The following is a 14,590-nucleotide window of genomic DNA, read 5'->3' on the forward strand; positions in this document are numbered from 1 at the left end:
GGCGTGTTCACGGGTATCGACACGTAGCGCCTGATTCGGGACCAGCGCTGCGGCCACCTCCGAAGGTGACCGCAGGGCAACCCGGCTGCTGATCCGCTGCCCTGTTTTCGGGCAGTTGCCCTCTCGCGTCGATACCCGTGCACACCCCTCGAACCGGCGGCAGGCGTCTGGAACGGGGTCCTTGCGACTCCGGTACAGCCCTTGCTTTGCCATTAGCAGGTCGGACCCTTTACGGAGTGCTGTTCATGCGAGAGAAAGCTGAGCCTGGTAGCGTCCCCGTCCCCACCGAGTACATGAATGCGCAGAGTGCAATGGTCGGCCTGCGCGGCAAGGACATGCTGTCCACCCTGCGTATGCTGGCGCTGCAGGGCGTGCGCCAGCCGGTCCATTCGGCGAAGCATCTGGCGGCCTTCGGCAAACAGGTGGGCAAGGTGCTGATCGGCGACTCGCCGCTGCAGCCCAACCCGCAGGACGCGCGCTTCCAGGACCCGTCCTGGCGCCTGAACCCCTTCTACCGGCGCACCGTGCAGGCTTACCTGGCCTGGCAGAAGCAGCTGCTGGCCTGGGTCGACGAGAGCGACCTGAATAGCGACGACCGCGCTCGCGCGCGTTTTCTGCTGTCGATCCTCTCCGACGCCGCCTCGCCATCGAACACCCTGCTCAACCCGCTGGCGGTGAAAGAGCTGTTCAACACCGGCGGACAGAGTCTGCTCAAGGGCGCGCAGCACCTGCTCGACGACCTGATGCATAACGGCGGCATGCCCAGCCAGGTCAACCGCAGCGCCTTCGAGATCGGCCAGAACCTGGCCACCACGCCCGGCGCGGTGGTGTTCCGCAACGAAGTGCTGGAGCTGATCCAGTACAAGCCCATGGGCGAGCACCTGCACGCCAAGCCGCTGCTGATCGTGCCGCCGCAGATCAACAAGTACTACATCTTCGACCTGACGACCGAGAAGAGCTTCGTCCAGTACGCCCTGAAGAACAATCTGCAGCTGTTCATGGTCAGCTGGCGCAACCCCGACGCGCGCCACCGCGAATGGGGCCTGTCGACCTATGTCACCGCACTGGACGAGGCCATCGACGTGTGCCGCTCCATCAGCGGCAGTCGCAGCGTCAACCTGATGGGAGCCTGCTCCGGCGGCCTGACCATCGCCGCGCTCCAGGGCCACCTGCAGGCGCGCCGGCAACTGCGCAAGGTCGCCAGCGCCACCTACCTGGTGAGCCTGCTGGACAGCCAGGTGGAAACCCCGGCCGCGCTGTTTGCCGACGAACAGACCCTGGAGACCAGCAAGCGCCGCTCCTACCAGCACGGCGTCCTGGACGGCCGCGACATGGCGAAGGTATTTGCCTGGATGCGGCCCAACGACCTGATCTGGAACTACTGGGTCAACAACTACCTGCTGGGCAAGCAGCCGCCGGCCTTCGACATCCTCTACTGGAACAACGACAACACGCGGCTGCCCGCCGCGCTGCACGGCGACTTCCTCGACTTCTTCAAGCACAACCCGCTGGCCCGCCCTGGCGCCATGGAGGTCAACGGCACCGCCATCGACCTGAAGAAGGTCGCGGTCGACAACTTCCACGTTGCCGGCATCACCGACCACATCACTCCGTGGGACGCGGTGTACCGCTCGGCCCAACTGCTGGGCGGCGAGACGCGCTTCGTGCTGTCCAACAGCGGGCACATCCAGAGCATCCTCAACCCACCGGGCAACCCCAAGGCCTGCTACTTCGAGAACGGCAAAATCAGTTCCGATCCGCGTGCCTGGTACTACGACACCAAGCGCCAGGAAGGCAGTTGGTGGCCGCTGTGGCTGGCGTGGATCCAGGAACGCTCGGGCGAACGCCGCGCGGTGAATTTCGAGCTGGGCAACGCCGAATACCCGGCCAAGGAAGCGGCGCCGGGAACCTACGTGCACGTACGTTGAGCGCGACAACCCGGTACGAATTTGCCCGCCCACCTCCACAGCTGGCGCCGCAAACGCTGTTGTAGGATGGGTGGAGCGCAGCGATACCCATGCCATCGGCGCGTCGAACTGATGGGTATCGCTGCGCTCCACGCCATCCTACGAAAAGTTCTCCCGGCGTCCGTTGGAGCGGAGCGCAAAGAGCGCTCCATGCAGAAGTTTGCCGCGAGGCCATTGGCATCCACCCTTCCCCGCGGCTATCGTCGGCCCACTGCGGCTGGAACAAGAACACGGATGAAAACGCGCGACCGGATTCTCGAATGCGCCCTGCAGCTGTTCAACGAACAGGGCGAGCCCAACGTTTCAACCTTGGAGATCGCCACCGAACTGGGCATCAGCCCCGGCAATCTCTACTACCACTTCCACGGCAAGGAACCGCTGGTGCTGGCGCTGTTCGAGCGCTTCCAGGACGAACTGGCGCCGCTGCTCGACCCGCCGGAAGACGTGCGACTGGGCGCCGAGGACTACTGGCTGTTCCTGCACCTGATCGTCGAGCGACTGGCGCACTACCGCTTCCTCTTCCAGGACCTCTCCAACCTCGCTGGCAAGCTGCCGAAGCTGGCCCGCGGGGTGCGCGCCTGGCTCAACCAGCTCAAGCGCACACTGGCCACCCTGCTGGCGCAGCTCAAGGCGCAGGACGAGCTGGTCAGCGACACCGAAGCCCTCGGCCAACTGGTGGAGCAGATCACCCTGACGCTGCTGTTCTCCCTCGACTACCAGCGCATCCTCGGCCACGAGGGCGACGTCCGCCAGGTAGTGTTCCAAGTGATGATGCTGGTGGCGCCGCACCTGCGCCCGGACTCGCAGCTGGTCGCCGAACGCCTCGCCAGGCGCTACCTCACGCCCTGATCCGCTCCGCGCATGCTTTTCCCTTGAGAAAATGAAAACGCCCGGCGCGAGGCCGGGCGTGGGTGTTGCAGCAGACCGATCAGGCCTGGGACGGCGGCGTTGCAGGAGCAGCGGCGGACGGCGTCACGGCCGGCGCGGCGGCGGGAGCCGACGGTGCCGGGGTGGCGGCCGGAGCGGCTGCCGGTTTCGCAGCGGCCGGCTTGGCGGCAGCCTTGGGTGCAGCGGGCTTCTTCACGGCAGGCTTCTTCGCCGCGGCCGGCTTGGCTGCAGGTTTCGCAGCAGCAGGCTTGGCGGCAGCAGCCGGTTTTGCAGCGGGCTTGGCGGCAGGCTTCGCAGCGGCTTTCGCAGCAGCGGGCTTGGCAGCCGGTTTCGCGGCAGGCTTGGCCGCAGCCTTGGCAACCGGCTTCGCAGCAGGCTTGGCAGCGGGTTTCGCCGCAGCCTTGGCGGTCGGTTTGGCGGCGGCTTTAGCGGCGGGCTTGGCGGCCGGCTTCGCAGCAGCCTTGGCAGCCGGCTTGGAAGCCGCAGTCTTCACAGCAGGTTTCGCAGCCGGTTTGGCGGCGGCTTTCGCTGCGGGTTTAGCGGCGGCCTTGGCGGCCGGTTTGGCGACACTGACGCCGGTGAGCTTCTCGATCTGCTTGGTGAGGCTGTCGACCTTGCTGTGCAGGTCTTTCACTTCACGGCTGCTCGGAACGCCCAAGCGCGAGATCGCGCTGTTCAGGCGCTTGTCGAAGGCCTCTTCCAGCTCGCCCCACTTGCCGATCGCGGCGCCCTTGACGGCATCGACGCGCGCCTTCGCGGAACGGGTGGAGGTTTTCACCGCACCCTCGACTTCGGTCTTGGCCAGTTTCTCAGCCTTCTCGCCGTCCTTGACCAGGGTCTCGAACACCTTGCTGCCGTCCTTGCTGACCTTCGAGTAGGCCCCCAAGCCAGCCAGCCAGATCTGCCGCGAGTATTTCTCGATCTCGCCGATCCAACTGGACTCTTTTTTATCGGTAGTTTTTTTGCCAGCCATCCTGCTCTCCTTATTGGGTTCTCGCGACACGCTCGAGCACTGCGCTCAGCTCATCCAGCTTAGCAGAGAGCGCCTCCACATCACGCCTGGAGGGAATCCCGATGCGATTGAGGGCGGAAGCAACGCGCGCGTCGAACGCCTCTTCGATCTTGTCGAAGTTCAGCTTGGCCTTGACGCTGTGCAGGCGGCCCTTGACGCTGTCATTGGCGGCGTCGATCTGGGTGCTCACCAGGTCACGGCCTTTCTTCTCGACGGACTCGCCGGACTTGACCAGTTCCTTGAAGTACTCGCTGCCTTCGGCGCCCACGCGTGCGTAGGTGCCCAGGCCCGCGAGCCAGATCTGCCGGGCGTAGTGCTTGGCATCGGAGTACAGGGAGGATTCGAGTTCTGCGACTTTCTTCTTGCTGACAGCCTTGGCCATGGTGGCACCTCACAGGATTCAGATTCGATGATGTCGAAAGCTGCCCGCATCAGGCGGGACTGTGAGCCAAGGTATCGGGGAAAATTAGAAAACACATACCAGCCTTTGTAGGAAGACCGGCACCGCCCGAAAACGACATGGCCCCGCCGGAAACGGGGCCGGAAGGAATCAGGCCAGCGCCTTGTCCAGCGCACGCTCGATCTCGCCCTTGAGCAGGCCCCCCATGGCCGAGAGCATCAGGCCCAGCTTGACGTCCACCGCGACCTTGTCCGCACCCACTTCGATGCGCCCGTCCACGCCGCTGCGCTTGAACAGCAGGGTGTCGCCCTGCCACTCGCTGCTCACGCCGTGCTCGCGGGTGAGCTTGTCGGCGAGCTTCTCTGCCTTGGCGCGGGCGGCCTCGAGGCCGAGGGAGTGGGAACGTTCGACGTGGATACGGGACATGCTGGAACTCCGCGATTGACTGACCCTGCCGATCATACGCGCCGCGCCGTATCGCCGCACCCCGCGGCCACGCTCAGCGGGGCGGCGTTTTCCGTGCTTCCTGTTAGAATGCCCGCCACTGACTTCCAGGGTAGAAATGCCATGAGCGAACCGCGCAAGCCCCAAGCCGGCCAGGACGGCGCCGATCCCACCACGCACTTCGGCTACAAGACCGTGCGCGAGAGCGAGAAGGCCGAGAAGGTCGCCGAGGTATTCCACTCGGTCGCCGCCAAGTACGACCTGATGAACGACCTGATGTCCGGCGGCATCCACCGTCTGTGGAAGCGCTTCACCATCGAGCTGTCCGGCGTGCGCGCCGGCAATCGGGTACTGGACATCGCCGGCGGCACCGGCGACCTGACCCGCCAGTTCTCCCGCCTGGTCGGCCCGACCGGCGAAGTGGTACTGGCCGACATCAACGCCTCGATGCTCAAGGTCGGCCGCGACAAGCTGCTCGACAGCGGCGTCGCCGGCAACGTCAACTTCGTCCAGGCGGACGCCGAGAAGCTGCCGTTCCCCGACAACTACTTCGACGCGGTGACCATCGCTTTCGGTCTGCGCAACGTCACCCACAAGGATGAAGCCATCCGCTCCATGCTGCGGGTGCTCAAGCCCGGCGGCCGCCTGCTCGTGCTGGAATTCTCCAAGCCCACCAGCAGCCTGCTGTCCAAGGCCTATGACGCCTACTCCTTCACCCTGCTGCCGCTGATGGGCAAGCTGGTGACCAACGACTCCGAGAGCTACCGCTACCTCGCCGAGTCGATCCGCATGCACCCCGACCAGGAAACGCTGAAGTCGATGATGGTGGAGGCCGGCTTCGACCGCGTCACCTACCACAACATGACCGGTGGCGTGGTCGCCCTGCACCGCGGCATCAAGCCCTGATGACCCTGCTCCTGCAGGCCGCCCTGGCCAGCGCCGAAGCCACCGTCAACCGCGTGCTGCGGCTCGACGGCGTGGCCCTGCGCCGCCTCGGCCGGCTTGCCGGCAAGGTACTGGAAGTGGACTGCCAGGCGCCTGCACTGCGGCTGTTCATCCTGCCCGACGCCGACGGCCTGCACCTGGCCGCGCACCACGAGGCGGCGGCCGACTGCACCCTCGTCGCGCCAGCCGGCAGCCTGCTGCAACTGGCGCTGGCCAAGGACAAGACCCGTGTCCTGCACAGCCCGGAAGTCACCATGGGCGGCGACAGCGCGATGCTGCTGGAGCTGGCCGATATCCTCCAGAGCCTGGAGCTGGACTGGGAGTACGAAGTCTCCCGCTGGCTCGGCCCGGTGCCCGCGCACCTGCTCGGCGCGCGCCTGCGCGGCGGCATGGCCTGGGCCGGCGACAGCCTGGAAAGCCTGCGCCTGAGCCTCGCCGACTACCTCGCCGAGGAGAGCCGCAGCCTGGTCGGCCAGCACGAAGCCGAAGCACGCTTCGCCGAGCTGGACCAGTTGAAGATGTCCCTCGACCGCCTCGACGCGCGGATCACCCGCCTGACCCAGAAGATCAAGCCTGACGCATGAAGCTGCTCGCCTTCCGCCGCCTGCTGCGCATCCAGCGCGTAGCCATCCGCTACCGCCTGGACGACATGGTCCTCGAACTGCCCTTCCTGCCCTGGTGGCTGCGTCTGGTCGGCGGGCTGCTGCCCTGGCGCTGGTTGCCGCGCAAGCCGCTGGACCTCAGCCGTGGCGCACGCATCCGCCTGGCGCTGGAGGACCTCGGACCGATCTTCATCAAGTTCGGCCAGATACTCTCCACCCGCCGCGACCTGCTCCCCGACGACATCGCCCTGGAGCTGGCCTTCCTGCAGGACAAGGTGCCGCCCTTCCCGCCGGAACAGGCCGTGGCGCTCATCGAGCAGCAGCTCGGCGCGAAGATCGAGCAGGTGTTCTCGCGCTTCGAGCGCGAGCCGCTGGCCTCCGCCTCGGTGGCACAGGTCCACACCGCGCAGCTCAAGAGCGGCGAAGAGGTGGTGGTGAAGGTCATCCGCCCGAACCTGGAGCCGGTGATCCGCTCCGACATCGCCTGGCTGCACATCCTCGCCCGCACCGCCGAGCGCATCTCCGCCGACGCCCGCCGCCTGCATCCGGCCGAAGTGGTCAGCGATTACGAAAAGACCATCTACGACGAGCTCGACCTGCTCCGTGAAGCGGCCAACTCCTCGCAGCTCCGACGCAACTTCGAAGGCTCGCCGTTGCTCTACGTGCCCCAGGTCTACTGGGACTGGTGCCGCCCCAAGGTGCTGGTGATGGAGCGCATCTACGGCATCCCGGTGACCGACCTGGACACCCTGCGTGACCAGCGCACCGACTTCAAGGCACTGGCCGAACGCGGCGTCGAGATCTTCTTCACCCAGGTGTTCCGCGACAGCTTCTTCCACGCCGACATGCACCCCGGCAACATCTTCGTCAGTACCCGCACGCCCTGGAGCCCGCAATACATCGCAGTGGACTGCGGCATCGTCGGCAGCCTCACCGACGAGGACCAGGACTACCTGGCGCGCAACCTCATCGCCTTCTTCAAGCGCGATTACCGCAAGGTCGCCCAGCTGCACATCGACTCGGGCTGGGTGCCCGCGGAAACCAAGGTCAACGATTTCGAGGCGGCCATCCGCACCGTGTGCGAACCGATCTTCGAGAAGCCGCTCAAGGATATCTCCTTCGGCCAGGTGCTGCTGCGCCTGTTCCAGACCGCGCGGCGCTTCAACATGGAAGTGCAGCCGCAACTGGTACTGCTGCAGAAGACCCTGCTGAACATCGAAGGTCTGGGCCGCCAGCTCTACCCGGAGCTGGACCTGTGGACCACCGCGCAGCCCTTCCTGGAGCGCTGGATGCGTGAGCGCGTCAGCCCCGGCACCCTGCTGCGCAACGCCCAGCAACACATCGAGCAGCTGCCGCACCTGGCGCAGATGACCCGCGACACGCTTGAGCGCCTGTCCCGCGAGCCGCAACCCGAGGCACGCCTGACCGTCACTCAACCCGGAATGGCCAACGCTTGGCCGGCGCGGCTGATTGGCGCGGTGCTGGTCGCTGGCGCCGCCGAGACGGGGCTGGCCACTCATTCCCTCGCCGCCTGGCCGGCCTGGGCGATGCTGGCCGGTGGTCTGTATCTGATTCTGCGCCGATAGCCAGTCGCTCCGGTGGCTGGCACACTTAACCGCTATACAAAGTGGCTCTGGGCACCACGCGTGCTCGCTGTACGGAACCCGAGATGAAAGACTGGCTGGACGAAATCAAGTGGAATGCCGATGGACTGGTGCCAGCGATCGCCCAGGACCATCGCACCGGCCGCGTGCTGATGATGGCCTGGATGAACCGCGAGGCCCTGACCCTCACCGCCGCCGAGAACCGCGCCATCTACTGGTCGCGCTCGCGTGGCAAGCTCTGGCGCAAGGGCGAGGACTCCGGCCATGTGCAGAAGCTGCACGAGCTGCGCCTGGACTGCGACGCCGACGTGGTAATCCTGATGGTCGAGCAACTGGGCGGCATCGCCTGCCACACTGGCCGTGAGAGCTGCTTCTACCGGGTATTCGAGAACGGCGCCTGGCAGACCGTCGACCCGGTCCTCAAGGACCCGGATGCCATCTACTCCCACGTAGGTACAGGAAAACCCCATGAGCACTGATACCCTCGCCCGTCTGGCGGAAGTCCTCGAAGCGCGCAAGAATGCCGCACCGGACAGCTCCTACGTGGCCAGCCTGTATCACAAGGGCCTGAACAAGATCCTGGAGAAGGTTGGCGAGGAGTCGGTGGAAACCATTCTCGCCGCCAAGGACGCCGCCACCAGCGGTGACTGCACGGACCTGATCTACGAAACGGCCGACCTCTGGTTCCACTCCCTGGTGATGCTCGCCGCCCTCGGCCAGCACCCACAGGCGGTACTGGACGAGCTGGACCGCCGCTTCGGCCTTTCCGGGCACGACGAGAAAGCCGCGCGCCAACCGTCTGCCTGAACCCGACAACTTTGCGAGGAAAACAAGATGGGCATCTTTGACTGGAAACACTGGGTCGTCATCCTGATCGTCGTGGTCCTGGTCTTCGGCACCAAGCGCCTGAAGAACCTCGGTTCGGACGTCGGTGAAGCCATCAAGGGCTTCAAGAAGGCGATGAACACCGAGGAAGACGAGAAGAAGGACCCGAACGCCGCTGCCGGCACCCCGCCGCTGAACCAGCCGCACACCATCGACGCCCAGGCGCACAAGGTCGAAGAGCCGGCGCGCAAGGACTGATTCATGTTCGGTATCAGCTTCAGCGAACTGCTGCTGGTGGGCCTCGTCGCCCTGCTGGTGCTCGGCCCCGACCGCCTGCCGGGTGCCGCGCGCACGGCAGGCCTGTGGATCGGCCGGCTCAAGCGCAGCTTCAACGCCATCAAGACGGAAGTGGAGCGCGAGCTGGGCGCGGATGAAATCCGCCGCCAGCTGCACAACGAGCACATCCTGCAGATGGAACAGGAAGCCAAGAAGCTGATGGCACCGCTGACCGACCTGCAAGACCAGGCTCGTGAGGCCTTCAATCCGCATCAGCCAGCTCAACCCGAAGGCCAGGGCACGCCAGTCGAGCCGCCCGCGGCGCCGAGCATCGCGCCCAATAGCCGTCTGAACAGCCTGCCGGGCGCCGGCCTTGCGTCTGCCACCCCTGAGACTCCTGCCGCTGCAGTGCAGGCACCGGAAGCCGGCCAGCCGAGCCAACCGACCGCCGCGAGCCAGCCGCCCGCTTCGTCCGAGACGCCGCGTACCCCATGAGCGCTGAAAAACCCGACCAGCCCGAACACGACCAGGAAATGCCCCTGGTCTCGCACCTGACCGAGCTGCGCACGCGCCTGCTGCGCTGCGTGGTCGCGATCTTCGTGATCTTCATCGGCCTGCTGTACTTCTCGCAGAAGATCTACGCACTGGCCTCCGAGCCGCTGCGCCGCTTCCTGCCCGAAGGCGCGACCATGATCGCCATCGACCCGGCGTCGGCCTTCCTCGCGCCGCTGAAGCTGACCATGATCGTCGCCGTGCTCTTCGCCATGCCGGTGATCCTCGGCCAGGTCTGGGGCTTCATCGCACCGGGCCTGTACAAGCACGAGAAGCGCGTCGCCCTGCCGCTGCTGGCTTCCAGCATCGTGCTGTTCTACGCGGGCATGGCCTTCGCCTACTTCCTGGTATTCCCGTTGATGTTCCACTTCTTCCTCGGCCAGGCCCCGGAAGGGGTGACACCGATGACCGACATCAACAGCTACCTGGACTTCCTCACCCTGCTGTTCGCCTTCGGCGTGGCCTTCGAGATTCCCGTCGCCACCGTGCTGCTGGTGTGGATCGGGGTAGTCAACGTGGCCTACCTGAAGAAGATCCGCCCCTACGTGATCATCGGCTGCTTCGTGGTCGGCATGATCCTTACCCCGCCGGACCCGCTGTCGCAGACCCTGCTCGCCGTGCCGATGTGGCTGCTGTTCGAAGCAGGCGTGCTGTTCAGCCATCTGATCCGCAAGCGCGGCCCGGAAGAGGAAGAAGAGTCCAAGGGCGACCAGCCGCCGGCCACCCGCCCGTGAACCTGCTGCTGCTCGACGACGCCGACTTCGTGGCGGCGGATCGCGTGATCCTGCGCGACCGCCGCCTGACCCACCTGCTGGAAGTCCACCGCGCCGAAAGTGGCGACCGCCTGCGCGTCGGTCGCCTTGGCGGACAGATGGGCGAAGGTCGCCTGCTGCGCCTGGAAGCCAACGAGGCCGAGTTGCAGGTCAGCTTCGACCAGGCCCCGCCGGCGAAACTGCCGCTGACCCTGCTGCTTGCCCTGCCCCGTCCGAAGATGCTCCGCCGCGTGCTGCAGACCGTCGCCGCCATGGGCGTGCCGCGTCTGGTGCTGCTCAACAGCTACCGGGTGGAAAAGAGCTTCTGGCAGACGCCCTTCCTCGAACCCGAGGCTGTGCGCGAGCAACTGATCCTGGGCCTGGAACAGGCCCGCGATACCGTGCTGCCCGAAGTGATCATCGAGAAGCGCTTCAAGCCCTTCGTCGAAGACCGCCTGCCCGCGCTGGCCGCCGGCAGCCTCGGCCTGATCGGCCATCCCGGCCCCTGGCCCGAGTGCCCACGGGCGCTGAGCGAGCCGGTGACCCTGGCCATCGGCCCTGAAGGCGGCTGGATTCCCTACGAAGTCGACAAGCTGCGCGAGGCCGGCCTGAACCCTGTTCAGCTGGGCGAGCGCATCCTGCGCGTCGAGACTGCCGTGACCGCACTTTTGGCACGACTGTTCTAACTGGAAATGGCTAGAGGCCAGTAACCACGCGGCCTCCAGCGTGAACCACCAGTCAGAAAATTACCGTAGAACACTTCAGTTCCACGCAGCGAAGCCGATATCAGCGGTACCGGTCGTCCCCACTCTGCGCATTTCCTGCTCAGCCATGCGTACCGGCCCTGTTCATCGCTGGAGCGCCGCCTTCATGTTTCGTTGGTTCAACAACCTGACTGTCAAACTCAAACTCGCCTCGGGCTTCGGCCTGGTGCTGCTGCTCACCCTGCTGATCGCCCTCACCGGCTGGATCAACCTGGGCAACGTGATCAGCCGGGGCGACAAGCTCGGCGAGATTTCCGAGCTGGTCGCCATTGCCAAGGACCTGCGCATCGCCCGCCTGAAATTCCAGTCCACACGCGCACCGGAAGACGCCAAGCTAGTACTCGACACCCTGGACAAGCTGGACCAGCGTCACCGCGCACTGAACGAACGGTTCACCGAAGCGGAGGACCGCCGCGTCATCGATCAGCAGCATGAGCTGAGCGTCGAGTACCGCAAGCTGTATGCTCAGCTGCTGAAGTCCTTCGAAGAGCGAGACGCCGCCAAGCAGGTCCTGATCAAGTCTGCTGGCGCAGTCAGCGAGGGGCTGCAGAAGGCCGAGCAGAAGCTGGTCACCGGTGGCAGCGCCGAGAGCCTGCAGCACCTGCAAGACCTCGCCGGCATTGGCCGCTCCGTCATGCAGGCGCGCCTGCAGGTCATGGCCTACACCAGCACCGACGCGCAGAACCTGGAGCAACCCGCTTTCGCCGCCTTGCAGCAGCTGATCGACGGCGTGAAGAGCGACATGAGCACCTCGCCGGCCGAGCTGAATGGCGAATTCCGCGCCACCCTCGATGCGCTGGAAACCTACCGCAACGCGCTGACCAACTACCGCAACGAGGTCAACGACAGCCAGGCTGCCCGCGACCGCATGCGCGACAGCGGCCAGCAGATCGAAAAACTCAGCAACGAGCTGACCACCACCCAGACCGCCAAGCGCGACGCCGGCGTCGCCCAGGCCAAGACCCTGTTGGGCCTCGCCGCCCTGATCGCCCTGGTAATGGGCAGCATCGCCGCCTGGATCATCACCGGGCAGATCGTCAACCCGCTGCGCGACGTGCTGGGCCATGCCGAGCGCATCGCCGTCGGCGACCTCAGCCGTGACATCCCCACTAACCGCCACGACGAGCTGGGCCAGCTGCAGAAGAGCATGCAGCGCATGAACCTGTCCCTGCGCGAGCTGATCGGCCGCATCCACGACGGCGTGACCCAGATCGCCAGTGCCGCCGAGGAGCTGTCCGCGGTGACCGAGCAGACCAGCGCCGGGGTGAACAACCAGAAGACCGAGACCGACCAGGTCGCCACCGCCATGAACGAGATGGCGGCCACCGTGCAGGAAGTCGCGCGCAACGCCGAAGAGGCCTCCGAGGCCGCCTCCGCTGCCGACCGTCAGGCTCGCGATGGCGAAGGCGCGGTGAACGAAGCCGTGACCCAGATGGACCGTCTGGCCGGCGAAGTCGGCCGCACCAACGAATCGGTGCTCAAGCTCAAGCGTGAAAGCGAGAAGATCGGCAGCGTGCTGGATGTGATCAAGGCGGTCGCCGAGCAGACCAATCTGCTGGCCCTCAACGCCGCCATCGAAGCCGCCCGCGCGGGTGACGCCGGCCGTGGCTTCGCCGTGGTGGCCGACGAAGTACGCGGCCTGGCGCAGCGCACCCAGTCCTCCACCGAAGAGATCGAGGAGCTGATCGCCGGCCTGCAGAGCGGCACCCAGCAGGCCGTGCAGATGATGGAAACCAGCCGCGACCTGACCGTCAGCACCGTCGACCTGACCCGCCGCGCCGGCGAGCGCCTGGGTGCCATTACTCGCACCGTGTCGACCATCCAGTCGATGAACCAGCAGATCGCCGCCGCTTCCGAACAACAGAGCGCCGTGGCCGAGGAGATCAACCGCAGCGTGATGAACGTGCGCGACATCTCCGAGCAGACTGCTGCCGCCAGCGAGGAAACCGCCGCCTCCAGCGTCGAGCTGGCGCGACTGGGCAACGAATTGCAGGTGCTGGTCAGCCGCTTCCGCGTCTGATTCGTCCCGCAACGAAAAAGGCCCGCGCAATGCGGGCCTTTTCATGGACAGTCGATACAGCTGCGCCTGCCAGACCCTTGTGCAGGACCTGACCGTAGGATGGGTGGAGCTTGCGATACCCATCATCCCATTGGCGTGGTCTGCGATGGGTATCGCTGCGCTCCACGCCATCCTACGAAAGCTCGCCGGGGCGCCAACGCGTCGGACATGCCGCGACGAATTCCCGCCTTCAGTTTCTCAATCGCCCGCCGATAGCCTCTGACGCACGAAGATGCGTCCCGACAATTCCACCTCGCCTCTGCACACTTGTTCTTGCCAGCCACGGGCCGTCGATCCCGTGGCGACGCCTGCCTGGAGTATTCGACATGTACGATTGGCTAGTAGTACAGCTGGGACGCCTGAACGTCAGCCTGAAGCTGGTGGTGGGCTTCGGCATCCTCCTCTTCCTCACCCTGCTGGTGCTGCTCAGCGGCCTGCACAGCCTGGACAACCAGGCCGGACGCGGCGAGCAGATGGCGACCATCACCGAACTCAACGACCTCAGCCAGCAGGCCAATCTCGCGCGCCTGCAATTCGAGCTGGGCGGTGATCGCAGCCAGGCCGAGCGCGTCGAACAGCACAGCACGAAAATGCTGGAGCTGATCGAACAGCGCCTGAAGGGAAGCGACATCGACGCTCGCCAGCTGGAAGCCGCGCGCCAGGCAGTCAGTCAATACCGCGAGGCTTTCAGCGCCCTCACCCGCGCGGTGGACCAACGCACTCAGGCCCGCAGCACTCTGGTCGGCAGCGCGCAGAGCGCCCTGCAGGCCTTCGAGACACTGGACAAGCAACTCTTCGACCTGCTCGCCGAACAACCCGGCGATCCCCAGCTGCTGCACAGCGCCCAGGCCGTTGGCCAGCTGCATCAGCAATTGCTGCTGGTGCGCTACCAGGTACGCGGCTATGTCTTCGAACAATCCGCCAGCGCCGAGCAGGCCGCCTTCGCTGCCTTCGACCAGTTGCGCGACACCGGTACCGCCTTGCAGAGCCAGTTGCCGGCCATCGCCGCCGACGGCCTGGGCGCTGCGCTCAAGGACCTGCAGAACTACCGCAGCGGCATCGAGCACTTCCGCGATGGCGTGAACGCTACCGTCCAGGCGCGCCAGGGCCTGAACGGCGCCAGCGAAGCGCTGCTGTCGGCCAGCGACCGTCTGTACGACGACACCCTGAAGCGCAATGAGGCGGAAACGGCTGCCGCCAAGACCCGGCAGATTCTCATTGCCGTGCTCGCCCTGGCCTTTGGCTTCCTCTCCGGCTGGGCCATCAACCGGCAGATCGTCCGCCCGCTGCATGAGGCCCTGGAGCTGGCCGAGCGCATCGCCCAGGGTGACCTCTCCCAGGGCCTGTCGCGCGACCTCAACGTGCAGCGCAGCGACGAGCTGGGCCAGTTGCAGCGGGTGATGCTGCGCATGCGCGAGAGCCTGTCGCAGCTGCTCGGCCACATCGGCGGCAGCGTCAGCCAGCTGGCCACCGCTGCCGACGAACTCTCCGCCGTCACCG

The 14,590-nt window shown here is 65.8% G+C and carries 15 protein-coding genes and 2 pseudogenes; 14 read left to right on the forward strand and 3 right to left on the reverse strand.

Annotated features, from left to right (window positions below; translation table 11 throughout):
• Nucleotides 1-245: 245 nt before the first annotated feature.
• Together phaC and FAS41_RS21025 are read left to right on the forward strand one after the other, a co-directional pair.
• Nucleotides 246-1,928 (forward strand): class II poly(R)-hydroxyalkanoic acid synthase, encoded by a 1,683-nt coding sequence (gene phaC / locus FAS41_RS21020; RefSeq protein WP_138525372.1) that lies wholly within the window; start codon nucleotides 246-248, stop codon nucleotides 1,926-1,928.
• A gap of 273 nt (nucleotides 1,929-2,201) precedes the next feature.
• Complete coding sequence (locus tag FAS41_RS21025; RefSeq protein ID WP_138525373.1) at nucleotides 2,202-2,816, forward strand: TetR/AcrR family transcriptional regulator; 615 nt, start codon at nucleotides 2,202-2,204, stop codon at nucleotides 2,814-2,816.
• Between the two features lie 79 nt (nucleotides 2,817-2,895).
• On the opposite strand, the gene FAS41_RS21030 is transcribed toward FAS41_RS21025, so the two are convergent.
• The 3 genes from FAS41_RS21030 to FAS41_RS21040 all read right to left on the reverse strand — a co-directional run bounded on the left by FAS41_RS21030 (nucleotide 2,896) and on the right by FAS41_RS21040 (nucleotide 4,693).
• Nucleotides 2,896-3,828 carry a phasin family protein gene (locus FAS41_RS21030; RefSeq protein ID WP_138525374.1) on the reverse strand — a complete coding sequence of 311 codons (933 nt, stop codon included), beginning with the start codon at nucleotides 3,826-3,828 and terminating at the stop codon, nucleotides 2,896-2,898.
• A gap of 10 nt (nucleotides 3,829-3,838) precedes the next feature.
• Complete coding sequence (locus FAS41_RS21035; RefSeq protein WP_138525375.1) at nucleotides 3,839-4,249, reverse strand: phasin family protein; 411 nt, start codon at nucleotides 4,247-4,249, stop codon at nucleotides 3,839-3,841.
• 168 nt (nucleotides 4,250-4,417) lie between these two features.
• Nucleotides 4,418-4,693 carry a polyhydroxyalkanoic acid system family protein gene (locus FAS41_RS21040; RefSeq protein WP_138213081.1) on the reverse strand — a complete coding sequence of 92 codons (276 nt, stop codon included), beginning with the start codon at nucleotides 4,691-4,693 and terminating at the stop codon, nucleotides 4,418-4,420.
• A 141-nt stretch (nucleotides 4,694-4,834) separates the two neighbouring features.
• Between FAS41_RS21040 and ubiE the strand changes: the two genes are divergently transcribed.
• The 12 genes and pseudogenes from ubiE to FAS41_RS31505 form a co-directional block, all read left to right on the forward strand.
• Nucleotides 4,835-5,617, forward strand: coding sequence for a bifunctional demethylmenaquinone methyltransferase/2-methoxy-6-polyprenyl-1,4-benzoquinol methylase UbiE (gene ubiE, locus FAS41_RS21045; protein WP_045212891.1), 783 nt, complete (start codon nucleotides 4,835-4,837; stop codon nucleotides 5,615-5,617).
• Nucleotides 5,614-6,240, forward strand: coding sequence for a ubiquinone biosynthesis accessory factor UbiJ (locus FAS41_RS21050; RefSeq protein WP_246084912.1), 627 nt, complete (start codon nucleotides 5,614-5,616; stop codon nucleotides 6,238-6,240). Before ubiE ends, FAS41_RS21050 begins: the two co-directional genes overlap by 4 nt.
• Complete coding sequence (gene ubiB, locus FAS41_RS21055; protein WP_138525377.1) at nucleotides 6,237-7,844, forward strand: ubiquinone biosynthesis regulatory protein kinase UbiB; 1,608 nt, start codon at nucleotides 6,237-6,239, stop codon at nucleotides 7,842-7,844. The genes FAS41_RS21050 and ubiB overlap by 4 nt, the downstream gene beginning before the upstream one ends.
• A gap of 83 nt (nucleotides 7,845-7,927) precedes the next feature.
• A complete protein-coding gene (gene hisI / locus FAS41_RS21060; protein ID WP_045212898.1) occupies nucleotides 7,928-8,341 on the forward strand; it encodes a phosphoribosyl-AMP cyclohydrolase in 414 nt (137 codons plus the stop codon).
• Complete coding sequence (locus FAS41_RS21065) at nucleotides 8,331-8,669, forward strand: phosphoribosyl-ATP diphosphatase (protein WP_065086256.1); 339 nt, start codon at nucleotides 8,331-8,333, stop codon at nucleotides 8,667-8,669. The genes hisI and FAS41_RS21065 overlap by 11 nt, the downstream gene beginning before the upstream one ends.
• A gap of 27 nt (nucleotides 8,670-8,696) precedes the next feature.
• Nucleotides 8,697-8,945 carry a twin-arginine translocase TatA/TatE family subunit gene (locus FAS41_RS21070; protein WP_024766217.1) on the forward strand — a complete coding sequence of 83 codons (249 nt, stop codon included), beginning with the start codon at nucleotides 8,697-8,699 and terminating at the stop codon, nucleotides 8,943-8,945.
• A 3-nt stretch (nucleotides 8,946-8,948) separates the two neighbouring features.
• Nucleotides 8,949-9,458 (forward strand): Sec-independent protein translocase protein TatB, encoded by a 510-nt coding sequence (gene tatB / locus FAS41_RS21075; protein WP_138525378.1) that lies wholly within the window; start codon nucleotides 8,949-8,951, stop codon nucleotides 9,456-9,458.
• Nucleotides 9,455-10,249, forward strand: coding sequence for a twin-arginine translocase subunit TatC (tatC, locus tag FAS41_RS21080; RefSeq protein ID WP_138525379.1), 795 nt, complete (start codon nucleotides 9,455-9,457; stop codon nucleotides 10,247-10,249). The genes tatB and tatC overlap by 4 nt, the downstream gene beginning before the upstream one ends.
• A complete protein-coding gene (locus tag FAS41_RS21085) occupies nucleotides 10,246-10,953 on the forward strand; it encodes a 16S rRNA (uracil(1498)-N(3))-methyltransferase (protein ID WP_138525380.1) in 708 nt (235 codons plus the stop codon). Before tatC ends, FAS41_RS21085 begins: the two co-directional genes overlap by 4 nt.
• Nucleotides 10,954-11,137: 184 nt before the next feature.
• Nucleotides 11,138-12,178: pseudogene (locus FAS41_RS31495) on the forward strand (methyl-accepting chemotaxis protein); the annotation flags it as partial.
• 159 nt (nucleotides 12,179-12,337) lie between these two features.
• Nucleotides 12,338-13,051, forward strand: a complete 714-nt coding sequence (locus FAS41_RS31500; protein ID WP_410478039.1) for a methyl-accepting chemotaxis protein — start codon at nucleotides 12,338-12,340, stop codon at nucleotides 13,049-13,051.
• A gap of 365 nt (nucleotides 13,052-13,416) precedes the next feature.
• A pseudogene (locus tag FAS41_RS31505) lies at nucleotides 13,417-14,505 on the forward strand (methyl-accepting chemotaxis protein); the annotation flags it as partial.
• Nucleotides 14,506-14,590: the final 85 nt, after the last annotated feature.

This window comes from Pseudomonas nicosulfuronedens, assembly GCF_005877905.1.
Taxonomy (GTDB): domain Bacteria; phylum Pseudomonadota; class Gammaproteobacteria; order Pseudomonadales; family Pseudomonadaceae; genus Pseudomonas; species Pseudomonas nicosulfuronedens.